Here is a 20,167-nt window from a genome sequence, read left to right on the forward strand (position 1 = left end):
CCCCCCCCCCCCCCCCCCCCCCCCCCCCCCCCCCCCCCCCCCCCCCCCCCCCCCCCCCCCCCCCCCCCCCCCCCCCCCCCCCCCCCCCCCCCCCCCCCCCCCCCCCCCCCCCCCCCCCCCTTTTTCCCCCCCCACCCCGCCACCCGCGATTCGGTCACGGGTCTCGTGGGCTCGGAGATGTGTATAAGAGACAGGCCTTGGCCGGCGCTGCTGCCGGGGCCGGGGCCGGGGCCGGCGCCGGCGCCGGCGCCGGAGCGGCAGCCTCACCGTCGGCCTCGATGATGGCGATCAGGGCGCCCTCGGACACCTCGTCGCCCACCTTCAGCTTCACTTCCTTCACGGTACCCGCGAACGGGGCCGGCACTTCCATGGTCGCCTTGTCCGACTCCAGCGTGACCAGGCCCTGCTCTTTGGCCACCTTGTCGCCGGGTTTCACCAGCACTTCGATCACCGGCACGTTCTCGCTGCCGATATCGGGAACGCGTGCTTCTTTAAGGTCGGCCATGGTTTCTCCTACGGATGGCGATGGCGAGCCGGCGGGGATGACGGTCGCGTAAGGCTTTAATCATAGCGAACGAGACCCGATTCCGGACGCTTTTGGATCGTTTTAATCCACCATTCGCATACGTATGCAAGCCATTTCTCAGCCTTTGGCGGCGGTTTCGCCCTCATCCGCCCGAGGCGCCGGCCGCAGACTCGGACGGCAGCCGCCCCTGCACCACGGTCAGCTCGCGCTGCGGATATGGGATGCTGATGCCGGCGGCGTCGAACCGCTCCTTCACCCCGCGCAGCAGATCGGCCTGGGTCGCCCACACGTCGCTGCTGCGAACATAGGCGCGCAGTACCAGCACCACGGCGCTCTCGCCCAGGCTGTCGGTCCACACGCCTGGCTCAGGGTCGCGCAGGATGCGCGCATCGGCGGCGAACAGCGCGCGAATGATGTCCATGGCCTTGCCGATGTCGTCGCGGTAGCCGATGCCCACCTTCAGCTCCAGACGGCGCGTGCCGCGACGGTTGAAGTTGATGATCGCGTCTGAACCGATCTTGGCGTTGGGTACCACCGCTTCGCGGTTGTCCGGCAGCACCAGCAAGGTGTGCATCAGGTTCACGCTCTCCACCGTGCCATCCACGCCACCGGCCTTGATGAAGTCGCCAATACGAAATGGTCGAAACACGATCAACAGCACGCCCCAGGCCAGGTTGCTCAATGAGCCCTGCAAGGCCAGGCCGATGGCCAGGCCGCCCGCGCCCAGCGCGGCCAGCAACGGTGCGGAGGGCACGCCGGCCTGTTGCAGCGCCATCACCACGATCAGCGCGATCAGCACGCCATTGATCAGGTTGCGCAGAAAGCCGCTGAGCGTTTCGTCCACGTTGGCGCGACGCATCGCGCGACGCGCGAAATTCGCCACCCGCGCGGACAGCCACAGGCCGACCAGCAGGGTCAGCAGCGCAAGCGCGAGGTTGATGAGCAGGGTGATGGAGCTTTCGGAGAAATGCAGGCGCGCCAGAAAATCATGCATGGGCAAGGACTCGTGCAGGACAAAGCGCAGGAGCCTAGCAGCCGGACGATCAAGGTTCCGTTGGGTGCGCGCCGTCCACCGCCTTTAAAAAGTCCGCGCCGGGAGTGATGGCGCGGCTCAAGGCCGTGCTGGGGAGCGGCGACCGAAGGATGCGTACGCGGGGTCGCCTCAATCGGCGCGCGTACGTTCCGTGGCTGTTGCCAGCTTCTTGTTGTCCTTCGCATTCGGATCGCGGATGAGCAACTGGAGGCGCGAACCATCCTGCAGGCGGAACTGGAACTGTTGCTGCAATTGGTCGAGCTGGGTCAGGCGCGGGCACAGGGCTTCGGAGCGCCGATTGAGGGCATCGGAACGCGCATTCACTTCGCGATCGATGCTCTTGTCCAGGGACTCGGCACGCGCCTGGAGCGCGGCGACCTTGCTCTGGTTGCCACTCAGCGCCGCCGTGACCGCTTCGCCCGTGATCTTGCCGACCAGATCGGATACCGATTCGCCAATGCCGTCGGCGATGGTCTCGTCCATGTCGTGGTGTTGCCACACGCCTTTGCCCAGACCGTTGTCGATGCGCGCCAGCGCCTGCCGGCGATTTTCGTCCAGGCGATCCACCATGCGGCGGCGATCCGATTCGCTTTCGGCAAACGTGATCATTACGGTGCGCATGGCGGCGTAGCCGATATTGACGCCCTCGCGGGCAATGCCGGCCACTTCAGGCAGAAGCCCTCGCACTTCGGCTTCATAGGTACGTAAACGGGCGGCGTCATCGGCAGATACGCTGATGTCGCGTCCGTCCACCCGCAGCTGCCCGTCGTGAATGTTTACCTGCGCCGGTTTGCCGGCGTCGCGCCAGAAGTCGATGCCACTGGCATTCACCCGTACGTCGTAGTCGGTGGTGTAGCCGCAATGGCCGTCGTGGATCTCAAGATTGCGCGCCTGGGCCGCACCGCCAAAGGCGACGCCAGCGACCAGCGCCGAGCTCATCATGGTCTTGCGCATGTCGGTAACCCCCGCGAGCGCTTGTCGGGCAACCCTTGCCCAACGTCGTGCTCACCATGCCGCCCCGCACATGCCCAAGCATGGGCCAGGCGTCATGCCATGCCATCGGTCATACCTGGCGCCCGAAAAATGGCGCAGCGCACATAGGCTTCGGGCGCCATGCGGGTTAAGTTCCGCGCACGGATTGCCATGAGGGGAGTCGTGGAATGCGGGAGGGGTGGGATGTGATCGTGGTGGGCGCGGGCCTGGCTGGCCTGGTTGCCGCCACCGAGCTGGCCGACGCCGGCAAGCGGGTGCTGGTGCTGGACCAGGAACCGGAGCAAAGCCTGGGGGGACAGGCGTTCTGGTCGTTCGGCGGGTTGTTCTTCGTCAATTCACCCGAACAGCGTCGCATGGGTGTGCGCGACTCGCACGCGCTGGCACTGTCGGACTGGATGGGTACGGCGGCTTTTGACCGCCCGGAGGATCACTGGCCGCGCCGCTGGGCCGAAGCCTATGTCGATTTCGCCGCTGGCGAGAAGCGCGGCTGGCTGCATCGCATGGGCATGCGCTGGTTTCCCGTGGTCGGCTGGGCTGAGCGCGGCGGCCACGGTGCGGTCGGGCACGGCAATTCGGTGCCTCGCTTCCACGTCACCTGGGGCACCGGCCCCGGGGTGATCGAACCGTTTGTGCGACGCGCGCGCGCCGCGCAGGCCAAGGGACGCTTGCAATTCGGCTTCCGTCATCGGGTGGATACGCTGCTGGTCGAGCGCGGCGCCGTGGTCGGCGTGAGCGGCAGCGTGCTGGCCGACGACACCGCCGAGCGCGGCAGGCCCAGCTCACGCGACATCACCGGCTCGTTTGCGCAGCGCGCGCAAGCGGTAATCGTGGCGTCGGGCGGTATCGGCGGCAATCATGAACTGGTGCGCAAGAACTGGCCCGAACGGCTGGGCAAGCCACCGGCGCGCATGCTGTGTGGCGTGCCGGCGCACGTGGACGGCCGCATGCTCGGCATCAGCGAAGCGGCGGGGGCGCGGCTGATCAATCGCGATCGCATGTGGCACTACGTGGAGGGTATCGAGAACTGGAATCCGATCTGGCCAATGCATGCCATCCGCATCCTGCCCGGCCCTTCTTCGCTGTGGTTCGATGCCACCGGCAAGCGTCTGCCCGGCCCGTTCTGGCCCGGCTTCGACACGCTGGGTACGCTGGAACACCTGCGACGCACCGGCCACGACTACAGCTGGTTCGTGCTCGATCAACAGATCATCCGCCGCGAGTTCGCGCTGTCCGGCTCCGAGCAGAACCCCGACCTCACTGGCAAGAGTTGGCGCCAGGTCGCCAAGCGCGCGGTGGGCAAGGACGCACCCGCGCCCGTGGAAGCGTTCAAGCAGCATGGTCGCGACTTCATCGTGCGCCATACGCTGGAGGAGCTGGTCGAAGGCATGAACGCCCTGGCCGGCAATCGCCTGCTGGATGTGGCGCAGATCCGCCGCGAGGTGCAGGCACGCGACCTGCAATTCGACAACCCCTTCGCCAAGGATGCCCAGGTCATGGCCATCCATAACGCGCGCCGTTATCGCGGGGACAAACTGGTGCGCGTGGCCAAGCCGCATCGTCTGCTCGATCCGGCCCAGGGCCCGCTGATCGCGGTGCGCCTGAATATCCTTACCCGCAAGACGCTGGGTGGTTTGGAAACCGACCTCGACGCGCGCGTGCTCGGCCACGACGGGCAGCCGCTGCCCGGATTGTATGCCGCGGGCGAGGCGGCTGGTTTCGGTGGCGGTGGCCTGCATGGGTATCGCGCACTGGAAGGCAGCTTTCTTGGTGGATGTCTGTTCTCCGGCCGCGTCGCCGGTCGCGCCGCGGCGGCGGCCATCGCATGAGCGCGCACGCCCAGCCACGCATCGCCATCTACGGCGCGGGCAGCATCGGTGGCTACCTCGGCGGCCGTCTGCACGAGCATGCCCGCGTCACGCTGATCGGCCGCCATCGCGTGATCGATACGCTGCGGCTCTGCGGCCTCAGCTGGAGCGACCTGGAGGGACATAAGCAGCACATCCCCGCCAAGTCGCTGGACCTGCAACTCAATCCGTTCGCGGCGGCCAAGGCGCATCTGGTGTTGGTGACGGTGAAGTCCTCCGCCACCGAAGATGTCGCGCGCGAATTGGCGGAAGTCGCCGCGCCCGGCGTACCGATCATCAGTCTGCAGAATGGCCTGCACAACACCGAGCTGTTGCGCGCCGCGCTGCCCAGGCATCCGGTGTTGGCCGGCATGGTGCCGTTCAATGTGGTGCAGCACACGCGGGGGCATTTCCATCAAGGCTCCAGCGGTGCGTTGATGGTGGAGCCGCATCCTTCGCTGGCGCCGTTCCTGCCGATCTTCGCCGCGGCGGGTCTGCCGCTGACCCAGCGCCAGGACATGCTGGCGGTGCAAGTGGGCAAGCTGCTGCTTAACCTCAACAATGCGGTGAATGCGTTGTCCAACCTGCCGCTGCGCGAGGAACTTTCCCAGCGCATCTGGCGGCGCTGCCTGGCGATGGCGCAGCGCGAAGCGCTTGCCGTGTTCGCCGCCGCCGGCATCCGTCCGGCCAAGCTCACCCCATTGCCACCCAACTGGTTGCCACGCGTGCTCGAATTGCCCGACGCGGTATTCCGGCGACTGGCGGCACGCCTGCTGTCGATCGACCCGCTTGCCCGCTCATCGATGTGGGAAGACCTCGACACCGGCCGCCCCACCGAAGTGGACGCCATCAACGGCGAAATCGTTCGACTGGCTCACGACTACGGCGTACGCGCTCCCGTGAACGAGCGCCTGGTATCGCTGCTGCACGAGGCCGAGCGCGCGCGCCGCGCCTGGCGCGCCAAGCAGCTGCTGGACGAATTGAGCGCCGCTCAGTGATGCCGCTCCGCCTCGTAGAGGCGCTCGCGCGTATGACGCAGCGAGAAGGTTTCCCAGCCCGCGACCACCACCAGCACCAGAGTCGTCAGCCCCGCCAGGGTCAACACCGACAAATGCATGGCAGGCCACGCCAACAGTGCCAATAGCGCCAATCCCACCAGGTGGGAAAAGGGAAAGTTGGTGCGGTTCACGGTCTGCTTGAACAGCGCATTGCCCAGCAAGTACAGCGCCGGACCGCCGAGCAGCACGGCAACCTGGCCGGCATCGCCCACGGCATGGGGATGCGTAAGACTCAGTTCGTCGCCCACCGCGCAAACCACGATGCCCGCCACGATCAACAGATGCAGATAGGTGTAACCCAGGCGCGCCACGCGACCGGGATCCGTCGATTCGCTGATCGAGCGGCTGCCGCGTTCGGCGGCGAGATCGAAATAGATCCACCACATCGCTACGCAACCGATAAAGGCAATGGTAAAGATCGCCCAGTCTTCCGGCGTGCGGGCGCTCTCGGCGAAGCTGCTGCCAGTCACCACCACCGACTCGCCGAGCGCGATGATCACGAACAGGCTGCAGCGCTCGGCCATGTGGCCGCCTTCCACGTCCCATTCGCGCGTACTGGACTGCCCCAGGCCTGGCACGTAGAAGAACAGCGCCGGCCCGAGGTATTCGATGCCCAATGCAATAGTCCAGAACAGCCAGCGGCGCTCATCGGCCAGCAACGCGCCTGCGATCCACAACGCGCCCGAACACACCAGCCAGAGCGTGATGCGATGGAAGTTCTGGCGCGCGGCTGTGGGCGCATCGCGCAAGGCCCACAACATGAAACACGAGCGCCCTACCTGCATGAAGACATACGCGCCCGCGAAAACATAAGCGCGCCCGTCGAAGGCCTCGGGCAGTGCGGTGGACAACAATAGCCCCGCGAACATCAGCACCAACAACAACAAACGCACGGCCAGACGTTCCGGATCGAGCCAGTTGGTGATCCAGCCGGTGAAGATCCATACCCACCACACCGCCAGGAACAGCAACAGCACGTGCAACGCGCCGCCCAGGCTCATGTCGTGCAGCAAGGTATGCGACAACTGGGTCACCGCATAGACGAAAACCAGATCAAAGAACAGTTCGATATTGGTGACCTTGCCGTGCGTACCGGCAATACGTGCACGCAGCAGGCTCGGCCTGCCCGCGTTTTCCGCCTGGACTGTTTCTGACATGGCTTGGCCTCCTTGAGGGCCTGTTATCGCACGGGAGCCATCACGGCTGCCATCGGCGCTGCCCGGAAACGCTCAGCGCCCGCCATCACGAAAGGAAGCGACGCGCCCTTCCGATACCATCACCGTGACCAGGCGCCCCTCCACCCGATACTGCCATTGCTCGCCCCTGGGTTCCGTGGTGGCGACAGCGCGCCCCTGGGCATGACCGCGGCGGGCAGGCGACGACTTGCCATGCGGCTTCGCCGCCTTGCCGTGCGTCTTCTGCGCGGGCTTGCCCAGCAACTCCACCACGCGCGTCGTGCTATCCCCCGCTACCAGCACCTGACTGCCCACTCGCAAGGTGGACGTATCGGCCTGCGCCAGCAGGGCGACGCTCCATATACCAAACCCAAGCATCCAGCGCATCGCCGTCTCCCCGTTGTGGACCGCGCCGTTTACGCGGCCCGGCCACGCTAACCGGGGCAGACACGATGGACATGCGCCCATGCCTCAAGCACGGGTCAGCCGTCTAGGCGGCGAAGTAGTCAGCGCGTACGATCCTGGATGTCGGACACCTTGCCACCGAGGATGGTGATGATGACGATGCGTCCGTCATCGCGCAGGAACTGCCAGCGTTCACCCTGATAGCCGCCCAGATCACTTTCGATGGGCTCCTTCAGGTCAGGCTTGCCAAGCAGTTGCAGCGCCCGCGCCGCGCTGTCACCCACGGTCAGCACTTCGCTGCCAACGCGATAGGTGCTGCCGGCGTGCGCCGAAAGACTCAAGGAAAGCGACAGCAATACGACAAGATAGCGACGCATGATGGACTCCTTGTCAGAAGAGGGATGGATCGTCAAAAACCCGCGCCTGGACGAGCCAGGTAGGTGGTCTCGGCCGGTGTATTCAGCCGACCGAGCACGCTATTGCGATGAGGAAAGCGGCCAAACTGCGCGATCACCGCATGGTGACGCCGGGCATAGTCCAGATAGCCCTCGAACGGCTCGCGCTCCTGGGCAGGCAGCTGTGCCACCAGGCGTTCGAACAGCTGCACGCAATGCCGTTGCAAGGTCAGGTTCTCCGCATGCTCCAGCGGCAGGTAAGCAAACAGGCGTTGTGCCGGCGCCAGCCGCCGATCGTCGCCACGCGCGATGCCGGCCAGGGCGATGGCCTGCGCCTTGCCGTCGGCAGCCCAGGCGCGCGCATCATCGCGGTGGATATTGCGACTGAACTGGTCGAGCACGATCAACAGCGCCAGCCAGCCTTCGGGCGTGTCGACCCAATGATCCAGCTCGCCGCGCGTGGCTTCCCCCAGCGTGGCGCCGAAGCGCTCGCGAATCGTTGCGTCGAACGCATCGTCACGCACGAACCAGTGTGGCTCGGTCGACGCCGAGAACCAGAAATCCAACACATCCGTGGGAGTGTTCGTCATGCCCGCTCCTGGGCCGCGAGGGCAATCAGCCGTGGGTGGTACCGGCCAGACAATGCATGTCGTTGTGGATGCCATGCAAGCGCGACAGTTGCACGCCCAGCACGTGGGCCGACTCGGCGTTGGCATGGGCCATCTGTTGTTCGAAGCGGTGTAGCAAGGTGCATTCGTTGCGCGCCAGGCAATGGATCCACGCCACGTCCCGATTGCTGGACATGCCCACGGTCAGCTCCGCCAGCGCGCTGCGTACGGCGCCGGCCAGGGTGCCGTGGCGGGCCGGCGAATGGCCGGCGGCCCGCACCTGAGTCTGCAAGTCACCGATCAGGGCGTCGAGCGTATGCACGTTCTCCTGCAGCAGAGCCTGTAAACCGGGCTCGCGCACGTGACGAAGCGCGCGACGGTACAGCTCGCGATCGTCGATGCCTCGCCTGATCAAGGTGTTGTAGCGCGGAGCGTGAGCGTGCGACACGAGGTCGCCTCCTGATACGTAAGGGGGACTGCGGCACCATCCTCGTCCTTCGCCACTTAGCAGAAGGTTAACCTCGCGCCATGACGGCCTCCGCGCTCAGCCGGCATTTCACTGGCCGACCTGAATCAGGTCGAGCGGCTGGCCTCCCTGCCCCTGAATACCCTGCTGCAGCTCGGCCAGGCGCTGGATGGCCGGGCATAGCGCTTGTACCTGTGGTGACAGGGCCCCCAGGCGCTGTTCCAGGCGCGGACGCAGCTGGGTGGCGAGGTCTGCGGCACTGTCGCGCAGGCTGGCGGCGGCCTGCAGATCCCCACTCATGGCCGCCTGCAGGGCCTGCTGGCCGAGGTCGTTGGCCAGCAGGGGCATCAGGTCGGCGGCCAGCTGATTGGCGTATTCATCGGCCAGGTTGCCTTGCCAGTCATGGGTGCTGTTGGTGCTGGCAATACGCTGCTTGAGTTCAGCGGCTCGGCTGGCAAGACGACGGTCCAGCTCGGCCCGGGTATCGGGCGACAGCGACAGGCGCGTGCCCTCGTCGTGCATGGCCCCCGCCAACTGATCCACGCCTTGCGTGGCCACGGCTTTGACCCGCGGCACCAGCGCGCGCAGCTGGCGCTCGAACAGCGCCAGTCGATCCTGGTCTTCGGCCCGCAGGCGAACCGCATTGCCATCGGTGCGCAAGCTGCCATCCCGCAACTCGACCTGACGTGGCGAGGGCTGGGGTCGATCGAACAGCAAGCGATCGGGCGAAACGGTCAGGTCGTAGCTGCTGCTGGCGTGGCAGGTGGTGGCCAGATCTTGCGCGAAGGCAGCCAGCGGGAGCAACGACAGGACCAGAACGAGCGGCAGGCGACGAGCGAGCATGGGCAATCCAGTAACGGTCATGCCGCAGCGATACCCCGGGGCACCGCAACCGCCGCTGAATTCAGCGGCGGAGTGAGCGCGGGCGAAACTGTGCGCGTACTGCCGGACGACCCAGACGCCACGCCAGCCAAAGCAGCACCGGCACGGCCAGCGCGCGCAGAGCCAGCGACACCATGACGGTGCGCTGCACATGGTCGAACGCGGCCTGGGATGCGACATCCAGTGGCGTCTGCGCATTGGTAAGCGTGATGGCGTTGCTGAACTCACGCCATTGCGCCAGCGCGTGGAAGCCGCCGTACAACCCCCACGCCACTGCCAGCGCCAACGCGGCCACCTGCATGGCGGGCCGTGCCCACCCTTGGTGCAGGATTACCCCCGCGCAGATCACCACCACGGCGAAGCCTGCACTGAAGTACCCCACGTCCCAGGCCAGCATGCGGTGCAACTGGGAGGTGGCATCGGCATTGAGGGTGGCATGACCTTGCAGGGCATCCCACAGCTGCTCGGCATGCAAGGCGTTTTGCAGGCAGCCGAACGCGGCGAGCAACAGCATCAGCCACACCAGAATGCGCCACAGCGCGAACCCATCGGTCCGCGCACCCTGGCCTCGAACCTTCAACAGCATCAGCCCGATGCCTTAAGGCTCTGGAGATCGGCCAGCACCTGGGCGGAATTCTTCTCCGGGTCCACGTCCTGGTAGACCTTGGCGACCTTGCCCTGCGGATCGATCAGGAAGGTGGTGCGGCGGGCATACTTGAAACCCACCTTGGAGGTGAGCACGCCATAGGCCTGCGCCGTCTTGCTGTCGGCATCGGACAGGAGCGGGAACGGCACGTGGTATTTCTCGGCGAACTCCGCATGCGACTTCACATCATCCAGGCTCACGCCCAGCACATCGGCGCCGGCCTGGCGCAGCTTGCTGATGTCGTCACGGAAGGTGCAGACCTCCTTGGTGCAACCGGGAGTGAAGTCTTTCGGATAGAAATACAGCACTACCCAATGCCCTTTGTGATCGGCCGGCGTATGCCACTTGCCGTTCTGATCCTGCAGGCGGAAATCCGGCGCGACCTGGCCCACCTGCGGCAGCGCCGCCGGCTCGTCGGCATATACCGGCGCGATCAGGCCCAACAGCAAGGTCAACATCAACCACAGGGAAAAACGGCGCATGACAGCACTCCTGGTGCGTGGAAACCCGGCAAGTGTACGCGTTCCAAAACAAAGGGCGCCACGCGGCGCCCTTTGCGGTGTAAGCCACGGGAATTAGCGACGGGTAATGGTGAACGCACCCACCGACACACCCAGGTTTACGCCCGTGCCGCTGCCATGCAGCGCCAGGGATGTGGTGCCCTTGGTCAATATCTGGGCCTCGCCACTCTTGACCACGCCCGCTTCGGCACCGGCCTGCGCGTAGCTGCCGAACACATCGTCGATGCTGCGCACGTGGGTGATGTCACCCTTGCCGTTGTCGATGCGGTACTTGCCTGCGGTGAGGCCACCACCGTTCATGGTGATCTTGACGTTGGCGCGCTGGCCATTGTTGCACACCACCGTGCCACTACCCGAAGCATGCTTGTAAATGGCCGACCACCCCGAAAGGCTGAAGCTGAGATCGCACTTCACGTCAGCTTCGGCGGCTCGCGCCTGACTCACGGGAAGTGCGCTCATCGCGCCGGCGCAAGCCAACACCAGAGCAGCCATGCCAAAAGTACGCTTGATCATCGTAGTCTCCTTACGTTGAGTGAGGACTTCAGACGGCAGCGACTATTGTCACCAACCTTCCTGAACGTCTCCCGAGGGATGAGTCTTTCCATTCATAGTCAGCAAGCACCGTGAACACCGCGTGCAGAACGCGCTTGATGCTTCGCTAACAATCCCTCGCGCACACTGGATTGCACGTCGAACTCAAAGGCGCTTTCATGAAGGCCGGCCTTGCCATTACCGCCTTTGGGCCAGTCGGCCTGTTGCTCAGCCAGCCCTTGCTGGACTGAAGGCAGGTGGCATCCATGCAAGGGGATCGCATGCTCCACTATTCACTGGTCGGCTACGACGGCTCCGCCACCTCGCAACGCGCCGTACGTTTTGCGGTGAGCCTGGCGCAGGCCTGTGGCGGCCGAGTCCGCGTGGTGTCCGTGCTTCAGGTGACCGAAGGCAGTGCCGATACCTGCGCCCTGATGATTACCGACCCCGGCGCCATGCGCTGCAGCAAGCTGCTTGAGGAAGTGCATGAGCTGGTCCCCGATGCCGCAACCCTGATCGATGCCGAAGTGGTACGCGGGAGCCCGGGTGATGTTCTGCTGGAGCAGGTGCGGCGCCACAACATCGACCATATCGTGATTGGCCACACCGAACGTGGCGCACTTGCGCGCTGGCTGCTCGGCTCGGTCTCGGGCGAAGTGCTCGAACGGGCGCATGTGCCAGTGACCGTGGTGCGTTGACGCGCCTTTCACCCCAAGGTCGGCCCCGGTTAATCCCCAGGGGCCGTAGCGTCGTATGCTTTGTCACACTTTCGTCATGCCGGGCTGGCGCCTACACCACTTTGAGCCACCCCTGGCCCGCACAGGAATGCCCCGTGAGCTACGCCCAATCGTTGCCCTGGACCTTGGAAAGCCTGGACTTCAGCCGGATCGACATCGCGCGCGTGCGCCAGAACGAAGATCTGTTCTTCCTGCTTTGCAGCGCCTCGTTCGTCGAGAGCGGCTCGGACCTGTACACCCACAACCTGGTCGATCACTTTGCTGGCGACGAGGCATTGCAGACCTGGCTCAGCCAGCACTGGGAGCACGAGGAGCTGCAGCATGGCCGCGCCCTCGCCGCCTACGTGAAAGCCGTGTGGCCGGAATTCGACTGGGATCGCGGCTTCGCCGCGTTCTGGCAGGAATACGGTGCCCTGTGCACCAATGAACAGCTGGAGAAGAGCCGCGGCCTGGAACTGGCCGCGCGCTGCGTGGTGGAAACCGGCACCGCCAGCCTCTACCGGGCACTTAACGACATCACCGACGAACCGGTGCTCAAGCAGCTCACCGGCCATATCAAAAGCGATGAAGTGCGTCACTACAAGCACTTCTACCAGCACTTCCGGCTATACCGGGAACGCGAGGGTTTTGGCCGCTACAAGGTGTTCCGCGCCATCCTGCGTCGCGTCAACGAGATCAAGAGCGAAGACGGCGACATCGCATTGCGCCACGTGTTCAACCAGTGCTATCCGCAGTACAAGGACAACGATGCGGAGTTCCGCCGTATCGCCGGCCGCGCCCAGAATCTGCTGCGCCGGAACATTCCTGCCGAGATGACGGTGAAAATGCTGCTCAAGCCGCTGGATCTGCCGCCGCGCGTGCAGAGCGCGGTGGAAAAGCCGCTGGCCCGCATCGCCGAGAAGCTGTTCCTCAACTGACCCGTGCCCAGCGCGCAAACAAAACGCCCCGGCCGGGACCGGGGCGTTTCGCGTAGTGGCAACGGCAAACCATCATTTGGCCGGACGCGGCTGCTCCTCCACCTCACGCGGCTTGCCCTGCTGCGGCTCGTTGAGCTTGGCGATATCCACGGGGCGAATCTGCTTGATGAAACACGGCGCATCCTGCGGCCCGGTGATCACGCGGTCAAAGCGCGCCGATACCTCGTTCACGCTGGAGGTAAGGCCAATATGGTTGGTGAACTGCAGGTTGCGGCAGCTACCGTCCAGATCCAGCAGCCACGCTTCGTTGGGCCGGGTATAGATCGCCAACTCATCGTCGCTCAGCGGCTCCCACGACCACAGCGTGAAGTAGCGAAAACTCTTCACTGGCTCGCCGGCCGCCGCCGCATACGCCTGCTGACGCGCCTGGATACGGGCGGTGTAGTCCTTGCCGATGCGGGCGCAGCCCGCCAGCAGCACGCCGGCCGCGAGGGTGACAAGGATGGTTCTGAATGTCATGGGTGACGATCTCCGTTATTGCTCATGCTCAGAACGCGCCATGCCATGACGCGTGTACGCGCTCACTTCTTCTTGGCCTGCTTGGACAGCGGCTGCCATTTGGCCGCGTCGAAACCACCGACCTCGTAAACCAGCGTGACCTTCTTCTCGCCGTCCTGCAGGGTGACATCCATGGTGATCTTTTTCGCCTTCGCCAACTGCGCGATGAAGCTCTTGTCGTCGCTGAACAGCAAGGCCGGCTCGCCGGTGCTGGGCGCAAAGGCTTTGATGCTGCCCGGCTTGCCGTCGAAGGTGGCCTTGATGGTGCAGTTGCCCTTGCACACAAAACCATGCGCGCCGCCATTGAACAGGAACGCGTTCTGGCCCCACTCGGTGTGGCGACGCAGCACGAGGCGCACGCGATCACCGCTTGCCGGCTCGCTGTTGTAGATGGTGGCGGTGGACTGGGTGCCCCCCGCCATGGGCGCCACCTGATACTGCCACAGGCCTTCCAGGCGGTTCTTCTCGCTGGTTTCCAGGTAGCGCTTCTCGATCGCCGGCAGGCTTTGCTGCACTTCCTTGGCGGCGGCGCTATCGGGGTAGCGGCTGACGATTTCCTTGCCCATGGTGACCGCCATCTGGTCGTTGCCAATGCGCAGCAACTGGCGATAGGTGTCGAGCTTCTGCGCCGAGTCGTCCGCAGGCGCCTGGGCAGCCTGGCCCGCCGGCGCCGAGGAGTCGCTCGACGGCGAGCAGCCGGCCAGCGCGAACAAGGTGCCGAGGGTGGCGGCGGCAAGACAGAGACGCGGGTTCATGAGCAGCGGATCCTGTGTCGGTAAGACGTCTAGAGTGAGGCGAGGGGGCGCGGCGACGCAAGAGCGGCGCCATGCCCGCGCATCAGGCGTTGGCCGGCACCTCGCCGAAGCGATCGCGCAGCAACGCGCGGTAGCGCCGACTGCAGGGGACGCTGGCGCCATCACGCAGGGTCAGGCGCGCATCGCCGGTATCCAGCGGCTCGATCTCGGCAAGGTAGTCGAGGTTCACCAGATAGCTGCGATGGACGCGCACGAAGCGTTGCGGGTCCAGTCGCTCCTCGATCCCGGCCATGGTGGCGCGCAAGGGGTAGTCGCGCCCACGCACATGCAGGTTCACGTAGTTGCCGGAGGCCTGCAGCCACTCGATCTCGCGCGCGGCGATCAGAAACTCCTTGCCCAGCTTGCGCACCAGAAAGCGCTCGGGCCGATCCACCGGCTCCACCGGCGGCCCTTCGTCCGGCTCGGCCAGTAGCGAGGCCTCACCTTGGAGGCGACGCAGCACGAACCCGTAGAAGGCGATGATGCCGACGAAGGCAAAGTAGGTGCGGATGTCCTTGAGATACTCGTAGCCCAGCTGCAACGGCCAGTCGTCGCCGAAGTTGTAGTGATAGCCGCGCAGGCCATAGGCCAGCTTGCGCAGCGCCACCATCAGGCCCACGTGAATCAGGCAGAACGGCACGCTCAGCAGCAGATGCACCTTGAGGTTGCGGCGCCAGGTGTCAAAGCGCATCGGCCAGCGCCGGGTGGCCAGCACCACGGGGTACACCAGGGCGAGGATGGCCAGGCTGCTGCTGATCTCCCATACCCACGGCTCGATGTCGCTGGCTCGCGGCGCGCGGTAGACATCGTCAAACCACGCCACCATGCCGTTGAAGAGCGTATTGGGCAGGATGAACAGCAGCCAGAAGCCCACCTCGAAGGGGCGCTTCCAGCGCAGAAATGTCGGGTAGTCGAATCCTGACCGTTCGCTCATCGCACCATTCTACGGGCAAGCCGTCCCCGCTCGTCCCCCATAGCCCCCACTTCGTCCCTGCGCCGCGTCGATCAATCACTTAGCGGACGACAACCCGCCGTGGCGCGCACACCCTGCGTGGCATCTTCCCCTGGAGCGCCACCGTGAACCGCCGCCACGATATCGACGCCTTGCGCGTGCTGGCCTTTGGCCTGCTGATCCTCTACCACCTGGGCATGCTCTACGTGGGGCCAGCCAGCGACTGGACCTTTCATCTCAAGAGCAGCTACCTCGCCAACTGGCTGCAGTACCCCATGCTGGCCTCCGGCTTCTGGCGCATGGACCTGCTATTCCTGATCTCGGGCCTGGTGGTGCACTTCCTGCGCGGCCGCCTGAGCCTGCCGCGGCTGGCCTGGAAGCGTACGGTGCGCCTGCAGCTACCGCTGCTGTTTGGCATCGCCGTGGTGGTGCCGATCCAGCCCTATGTGCAAGGCGTATCCAATGGCCTGGTGGCGCCGGGCTTCGGTCATTTCCTGCTGCGCTACTGGACCGGTGGTCCGTGGCCGGCGGGCGCCTTCGACGGCTGGCAGTACGGCTTCACCTGGAACCACCTGTGGTACCTGTCATACGTATGGGTGTACACGATGATGTTGATTCTGCTGCTGCCGGCGCTGGAATCAGGCCCGGGACAGCGCCTGCTCACCCACTGTCGCCGTTTGCGCGGCCCTGCCCTGTTGCTGTTGCCCGCGCTACCCCTGCTTGGCTACTCGGTATGGCTGGCGGCCCGCTACCCTATTACCCACGCGCTTTCCAACGACTGGTACGCGCACGCCGGCTACCTCACGGTATTCCTGTACGGCTACGTGCTGGGCACCGACCGGGGGCTGTGGAGCGAGCTGGCGCGCCTGCGGCGCCACGCCTTGCTGCTGGCCGTCGCGAGTTTCGCGCTGCATTACGTGATCGATCAGGTCGGCAACTGGGTGGACATGAGCTGGCTACCAATGACGGCCTATGCGAGTGCGCGCTTCTTGATGCGCGTGCTGCATTTTGTCTATGCCTGGGCCGCCATCGCCGCGGTGTTGGGCTACGGCCATCACTACCTCAATCGGCCGTTCCGCTGGCTGCCGTATGCCCGCGAGGCGGTGTACCCGTGGTACATCCTGCACCAGAGCGTGATGCTGGCCGTGGCCTACTGGGCGTTGCCGCGCCACCTCGGGCCGGTGCTGGAGCCGCTATCGGTATTGCTGGGCACGGTAGCGGGCTGCGCCCTGCTGCACGAATTCGTGATTCGCCGCACACGCTGGTTGCGGCCCCTGTTCGGGCTGGATGCGATACCGCGCCAGCGTGCTGCCCCGGCCCGCGAGCTATCCACGCAGAACGCCTGACACGCAGGGCAGCGGGAGCGCTCAGCTCCCGCTGCCCGATAAGCCATCTCCAGTGCCTCACGGTGACCATCGCGCGACAGACCCGGTTGGCCAGCGCCAGTCACCCGCCAGGCGAGGTCGCTGTGAAGACGGGCGCTTTGCCTCGGGTCTCGCCACACCGATAATGGCCCGGCCAAGCCCAGGACCCCTGCATGTCTTCCTCGCCTGCTTCGACGGATGCGCTGCGCTCGCATCCGGCCTTCGTGCAATTCTGGTTTGCCCGCATCTGCTCCGGCTTCGGCTTTCAGATGCTGTCGGTGGCAGTGGGCTGGCAGGTCTATGCCATGACCGGACGCGCCTTCGACCTGGGCATGATCGGCCTGGTGCAATTCATCCCGTCGGTCATGCTGGCCCTGCCCGCAGGCCATGTGGCCGACCAGTTCGAGCGCCGTCGCATCGTGCTGCTGGGACAAACAGTGGACATGCTGGCGATCGCGGCGCTGGCGGTACTGAGCCTGCTGCACGTGGCCAACGAGATGCTGATACTGAGCCTGGTGTTCGTCATCGGTATCGCCAAGGCATTCGAGTTTCCCGCGCTGCAATCGATGCTGCCCGCGCTGGTGCCTAACACGGTGCTGCCGCGCGCCATGGCCGCCAGCGCCTCCGCCGGACAGGCCGCCATGATCATGGGCCCCGCGGTGGGCGGCCTGCTTTATGTGGCTGGTCCCGGCACCGTGTACGTGGTCTGTGCCGTGCTGTACCTGATTGCAGTGCTGCTGATGGCGCATCTGCGCTACGAGCAGGCGCAACCCAAGCGCGAACCCGCCACGCTGAAGACCTTGTTCGCTGGCGTGCACTTCATCCGTCGCCGCCCCGATGTGCTCGGGGTGATCTCGCTAGACCTGTTTGCCGTGTTGTTGGGGGGTGCGACAGCGCTGCTGCCGATCTTCGCCCGCGACATCCTCAAGACCGGGCCCTGGGGCCTGGGCCTGCTGCGTGCCGCGCCCGCCGTGGGCGCGCTGCTGATGTCGCTGTGGCTGGCGCGGCATCATCTGCAGCGACGCGTGGGTCCGATCATGTTTGCGTCCGTCGCCGGCTTTGGCATCGCCACGCTGGTGTTCGCGCTTTCGTCCACCCTGTGGCTGTCGCTGGTCGCGCTATTCGCGCTGGGTGCGTTCGACATGGTGAGCATGGTGATCCGTGGCGCGCTGGTGCAATTGGAAACGCCCGACGATATGCGCGGCCGCGTGAGCGCGGTCAACGCCATCTTCATCAACACCTCCAACCAACTGGGCGAGTTCGAGTCCGGCCTGCTGGCGGCCTGGGTGGGCGCCGTCAACGCCACGCTGATCGGCGGCATCGGCACCCTGATCGTGGTCGTGCTGTGGATGCGGCTGTTCCCCAGCCTGCGACGCCGTCAGCGGCTGCAAGGCGAAGCGGCGACACAGGCCGGTTGATCGGTTTGCCGCTATAGTCGGGCGCACCATTGCGCCCCAAGGAAGTGGCTGTGAATACACCCGTGGTCCGCTCGAGCTTCGTCACCGTGCTCGCCTGGATTTTCATCGCACTGGCCGGGTTCACCAGCCTCGTCGGTATCTTGCAGAACGTGATGATCCAGGCCGTGTTCGAGCCGATGCTGCAGCAGCAGGCGGCGCAGGCACCGATGCCACCGAACCTGCCGCTGCCCTTTGCCTGGATGACCACGCTGATGCCGTGGTTCTTCCGCGCCTTCCTGCTGATAAGCCTCACCACGCTTGCCGCAGCCATCGGGCTGCTGCACCGAAAGAACTGGGCACGCAAACTCTTCATCGGCCTGCTCGGCTTCGGCGTGGTGTATCAACTGGGCGGCCTGGCGATGCAATGGTGGATGCTCGGCCATATGAGCGACATGTTCGTCAATCTGCCCGGCGCACAGCCCGAGGTGGCTACCGCGATGCAAGGCATGCTTACCGCGATGCGTGTGTTTGGCACGCTCATGGCCCTGGCCTTCTGCGTGTTGTTCGGCTGGCTGATGGCGCGACTGTGCCGTGCGGATGTTCGCGCCGAGTTCGGCATCGCCCGGTTGGTGACGAGCACGAACGACATGTCCGCTCCTTGATCTCGGTCAACGTCGGTCCATGACCACTGGCTAGCATTCGGGCATCTCGCTGCCCGCATGGATGGTCCGTCGATGAACGTGGATATCGTGATCGTAGGTGCCGGCCCTGCAGGCCTGTGTATGGCGCGGGCCCTGGCCGATACCGGACTGAGTATCCTGTTGATCGAGCAGCAACCGCTGGAGGCGCTGCGCGACCCCGTCTTCGACGGTCGCGATATCGCCCTGACGCGGCGCTCGGTACAGATGCTGCAGACCCTGGGGGTATGGCATCGCATCGGCCTGGCCGATATATCGCCGTTACGCGGAGCGCGTGTGCTCGATGGACGCGCCACGCGCGGACTGAGCGTACGCGCGAGCGGCGACGGAGTTGCCGAACTGGGCTACCTGGTACCCAATCACCGCATTCGTCGCGCCGCCTTCGCCAGCGTGGAAGACGAGCCCCACATCACCGTTGCCAGCGGCATCGCGGTGCGCGGCATCCGCTACGAGGACGGTCGACCGCAATTGCACCTCACCAATGGCGCCAGCGTCAGCACGCAACTGGTGGTGGCCGCCGACAGCCGCTTCTCGCCGTTGCGCCGCGAGGTGGGCATCGCCGCCGACATGCATGATTTCGGCAAGAGCATGTTGGTCTGTCGCATGGCGCTGGAGCATCCCCATCACGGCGAAGCGCTGGAATGGTTTGGTCATGGCCACACGCTGGCTTTGCTGCCCTTGCAGGGTGGCCTGGCCTCTGTGGTGCTGACGCTGCCGCCGGAGGCGATGAAAGAGGTGATGGCACTGGACGATGCCGCATTCAACGATGCCTTGGGTCACCGTTTCGAGCATCGCTTCGGCAGGATGCAATTGGCCAGCACGCGCCACACCTATCCACTGGTCGGCGTGTATGCGAAGCACTTCATCGCACCGCGGTTTGCCCTGCTGGGCGATGCTGCCGTTGGCATGCATCCAGTCACGGCCCATGGCTTCAACCTCGGCCTGCACGGCGTGGAGCGGCTTGCCGGCGAAGTTCGCCGCGCCCATGCCGAAGGCCGCGACATCGCTTCGAATGAATTGCTGCGCCGTTACGAACGCACCCATCGCATGGCGACACGGCCGCTGTATATGGCCACGCTGGCCATCGTGAGGCTCTATACCGACGATCGGCTGCCGGCACGGGTGGCCCGCCGTGCGTTGCTGCACACCAGCCAAGCCACCCCGCCCTTTCGCCTGGGGCTGGCCCGCATGTTGGCGGCTGAACGCCGCCTGCATTGCCCCATCCCGCTGGCGCCTACATGAACGGTGCGCGATGCTGTTTACACACCGCTCACACCAGCGCTGGCAACGTGGCATGACACATCGCAAGGAGGACGCCATGAGCAGGCACTACGATATTGAAAAGAGCATCAACGGCGTCCGCGAACGGGTGAGTGACCGGGTACGCCACTATGCGCATGAAGCCGCCGACCGCGCGGATGAGCTGGTGGAACGCGGCCGCGATGCGCAACGCCGCTTTGGCCGCAACCGTAATGGCTACGCCCGCCGCATCGGTCATGCCGCTGAGGATTTCGCCGACGAAGCGAATTATCAGTACCGGCGACTGCGCCGCCACGTGTCGCGCCATCCGGTGGCTACCACGGCCATTGTCGCGGGCACGGTGGGTGCGTTTCTATTGCTGCGCCACCTGTTCCGCAGCAACGACGACGATTGATTCGCGGCTCGCT

At 65.3% G+C, this 20,167-nt stretch carries 23 protein-coding genes and 1 pseudogene; 9 read left to right on the forward strand and 15 right to left on the reverse strand.

What is annotated here, in order from left to right; genetic code table 11:
* Positions 1 to 199 precede the first annotated feature (199 nt).
* The 3 genes and pseudogenes from JHD67_RS15675 to JHD67_RS15685 form a co-directional block, all read right to left on the reverse strand.
* Positions 200 to 505: pseudogene (locus tag JHD67_RS15675) on the reverse strand (biotin/lipoyl-containing protein); the annotation flags it as partial.
* Positions 506 to 668: 163 nt separating this feature from the next.
* Positions 669 to 1,520, reverse strand: a complete 852-nt coding sequence (locus tag JHD67_RS15680) for a mechanosensitive ion channel domain-containing protein (RefSeq protein WP_199100168.1) — start codon at positions 1,518 to 1,520, stop codon at positions 669 to 671.
* A 168-nt stretch (positions 1,521 to 1,688) separates the two neighbouring features.
* The gene (locus JHD67_RS15685; protein WP_199100169.1) at positions 1,689 to 2,513 is read right to left on the reverse strand and encodes a DUF2884 family protein; all 825 of its coding nucleotides are present in this window, start codon (positions 2,511 to 2,513) and stop codon (positions 1,689 to 1,691) included.
* A 206-nt stretch (positions 2,514 to 2,719) separates the two neighbouring features.
* On the opposite strand from JHD67_RS15685, the gene JHD67_RS15690 reads away from it, so the two are divergent.
* Together JHD67_RS15690 and JHD67_RS15695 are read left to right on the forward strand one after the other, a co-directional pair.
* Complete coding sequence (locus JHD67_RS15690) at positions 2,720 to 4,378, forward strand: FAD-binding dehydrogenase (protein WP_199100170.1); 1,659 nt, start codon at positions 2,720 to 2,722, stop codon at positions 4,376 to 4,378.
* Positions 4,375 to 5,394 (forward strand): 2-dehydropantoate 2-reductase, encoded by a 1,020-nt coding sequence (locus tag JHD67_RS15695; RefSeq protein ID WP_199100171.1) that lies wholly within the window; start codon positions 4,375 to 4,377, stop codon positions 5,392 to 5,394. The genes JHD67_RS15690 and JHD67_RS15695 overlap by 4 nt, the downstream gene beginning before the upstream one ends.
* On the opposite strand, the gene JHD67_RS15700 is transcribed toward JHD67_RS15695, so the two are convergent.
* The 9 genes from JHD67_RS15700 to JHD67_RS15740 all read right to left on the reverse strand — a co-directional run bounded on the left by JHD67_RS15700 (position 5,388) and on the right by JHD67_RS15740 (position 11,065).
* The gene (locus JHD67_RS15700; protein ID WP_199100172.1) at positions 5,388 to 6,611 is read right to left on the reverse strand and encodes a low temperature requirement protein A; all 1,224 of its coding nucleotides are present in this window, start codon (positions 6,609 to 6,611) and stop codon (positions 5,388 to 5,390) included. The genes JHD67_RS15695 and JHD67_RS15700 overlap by 7 nt on opposite strands.
* Positions 6,612 to 6,683: 72 nt before the next feature.
* Positions 6,684 to 7,016 carry a hypothetical protein gene (locus tag JHD67_RS15705; RefSeq protein WP_233171953.1) on the reverse strand — a complete coding sequence of 111 codons (333 nt, stop codon included), beginning with the start codon at positions 7,014 to 7,016 and terminating at the stop codon, positions 6,684 to 6,686.
* Positions 7,017 to 7,135: 119 nt separating this feature from the next.
* The gene (locus JHD67_RS15710; protein ID WP_199100173.1) at positions 7,136 to 7,411 is read right to left on the reverse strand and encodes a DUF2845 domain-containing protein; all 276 of its coding nucleotides are present in this window, start codon (positions 7,409 to 7,411) and stop codon (positions 7,136 to 7,138) included.
* A gap of 32 nt (positions 7,412 to 7,443) precedes the next feature.
* Positions 7,444 to 8,019: a DUF924 family protein gene (locus JHD67_RS15715; protein WP_199100174.1), complete on the reverse strand. Its 576-nt coding sequence runs from the start codon at positions 8,017 to 8,019 to the stop codon at positions 7,444 to 7,446.
* A gap of 25 nt (positions 8,020 to 8,044) precedes the next feature.
* A complete protein-coding gene (locus JHD67_RS15720) occupies positions 8,045 to 8,485 on the reverse strand; it encodes a PA2169 family four-helix-bundle protein (protein WP_199100175.1) in 441 nt (146 codons plus the stop codon).
* A 108-nt stretch (positions 8,486 to 8,593) separates the two neighbouring features.
* On the reverse strand, positions 8,594 to 9,346 hold the full coding sequence (locus tag JHD67_RS15725; RefSeq protein WP_199100176.1) for a DUF2884 family protein: 753 nt from the start codon (positions 9,344 to 9,346) through the stop codon (positions 8,594 to 8,596).
* Positions 9,347 to 9,407: 61 nt separating this feature from the next.
* Positions 9,408 to 9,971, reverse strand: coding sequence for a hypothetical protein (locus JHD67_RS15730; RefSeq protein ID WP_199100177.1), 564 nt, complete (start codon positions 9,969 to 9,971; stop codon positions 9,408 to 9,410).
* Positions 9,971 to 10,513: a peroxiredoxin gene (locus JHD67_RS15735; protein WP_199100178.1), complete on the reverse strand. Its 543-nt coding sequence runs from the start codon at positions 10,511 to 10,513 to the stop codon at positions 9,971 to 9,973. The genes JHD67_RS15730 and JHD67_RS15735 overlap by 1 nt, the downstream gene beginning before the upstream one ends.
* Positions 10,514 to 10,606: 93 nt before the next feature.
* Positions 10,607 to 11,065, reverse strand: coding sequence for a hypothetical protein (locus tag JHD67_RS15740; RefSeq protein ID WP_199100179.1), 459 nt, complete (start codon positions 11,063 to 11,065; stop codon positions 10,607 to 10,609).
* Between the two features lie 299 nt (positions 11,066 to 11,364).
* Between JHD67_RS15740 and JHD67_RS15745 the strand changes: the two genes are divergently transcribed.
* Both JHD67_RS15745 and JHD67_RS15750 read left to right on the forward strand, forming a co-directional pair.
* The gene (locus tag JHD67_RS15745) at positions 11,365 to 11,781 is read left to right on the forward strand and encodes a universal stress protein (protein WP_199100180.1); all 417 of its coding nucleotides are present in this window, start codon (positions 11,365 to 11,367) and stop codon (positions 11,779 to 11,781) included.
* A gap of 134 nt (positions 11,782 to 11,915) precedes the next feature.
* The gene (locus tag JHD67_RS15750; protein WP_199100181.1) at positions 11,916 to 12,737 is read left to right on the forward strand and encodes a ferritin-like domain-containing protein; all 822 of its coding nucleotides are present in this window, start codon (positions 11,916 to 11,918) and stop codon (positions 12,735 to 12,737) included.
* 72 nt (positions 12,738 to 12,809) lie between these two features.
* On the opposite strand, the gene JHD67_RS15755 is transcribed toward JHD67_RS15750, so the two are convergent.
* The 3 genes from JHD67_RS15755 to JHD67_RS15765 all read right to left on the reverse strand — a co-directional run bounded on the left by JHD67_RS15755 (position 12,810) and on the right by JHD67_RS15765 (position 15,023).
* Positions 12,810 to 13,256: a DUF6491 family protein gene (locus JHD67_RS15755; protein ID WP_199100182.1), complete on the reverse strand. Its 447-nt coding sequence runs from the start codon at positions 13,254 to 13,256 to the stop codon at positions 12,810 to 12,812.
* Positions 13,257 to 13,318: 62 nt separating this feature from the next.
* Complete coding sequence (locus JHD67_RS15760; RefSeq protein ID WP_199100183.1) at positions 13,319 to 14,050, reverse strand: hypothetical protein; 732 nt, start codon at positions 14,048 to 14,050, stop codon at positions 13,319 to 13,321.
* Between the two features lie 82 nt (positions 14,051 to 14,132).
* Positions 14,133 to 15,023 carry a LytTR family DNA-binding domain-containing protein gene (locus tag JHD67_RS15765; protein ID WP_199100184.1) on the reverse strand — a complete coding sequence of 297 codons (891 nt, stop codon included), beginning with the start codon at positions 15,021 to 15,023 and terminating at the stop codon, positions 14,133 to 14,135.
* Between the two features lie 143 nt (positions 15,024 to 15,166).
* Here JHD67_RS15765 and JHD67_RS15770 point away from each other — a divergent pair, with 143 nt between their 5' ends.
* The 5 genes from JHD67_RS15770 (at position 15,167) to JHD67_RS15790 (ending at position 20,154) form a co-directional block, all read left to right on the forward strand.
* Entirely contained in the window at positions 15,167 to 16,387 is a 1,221-nt protein-coding gene (locus JHD67_RS15770; RefSeq protein ID WP_199100185.1) for an acyltransferase family protein, read from the forward strand.
* A 191-nt stretch (positions 16,388 to 16,578) separates the two neighbouring features.
* Positions 16,579 to 17,823, forward strand: a complete 1,245-nt coding sequence (locus tag JHD67_RS15775; RefSeq protein WP_199100186.1) for an MFS transporter — start codon at positions 16,579 to 16,581, stop codon at positions 17,821 to 17,823.
* 50 nt (positions 17,824 to 17,873) lie between these two features.
* Entirely contained in the window at positions 17,874 to 18,464 is a 591-nt protein-coding gene (locus JHD67_RS15780) for a hypothetical protein (protein WP_199100187.1), read from the forward strand.
* A gap of 72 nt (positions 18,465 to 18,536) precedes the next feature.
* Positions 18,537 to 19,742, forward strand: a complete 1,206-nt coding sequence (ubiM, locus tag JHD67_RS15785; protein WP_199100188.1) for a 5-demethoxyubiquinol-8 5-hydroxylase UbiM — start codon at positions 18,537 to 18,539, stop codon at positions 19,740 to 19,742.
* 76 nt (positions 19,743 to 19,818) lie between these two features.
* A complete protein-coding gene (locus tag JHD67_RS15790) occupies positions 19,819 to 20,154 on the forward strand; it encodes a hypothetical protein (RefSeq protein WP_199100189.1) in 336 nt (111 codons plus the stop codon).
* Positions 20,155 to 20,167: the final 13 nt, after the last annotated feature.

Source organism: Dyella sp. ASV21, from assembly GCF_016428975.1.
Lineage (GTDB): Bacteria > Pseudomonadota > Gammaproteobacteria > Xanthomonadales > Rhodanobacteraceae > Dyella.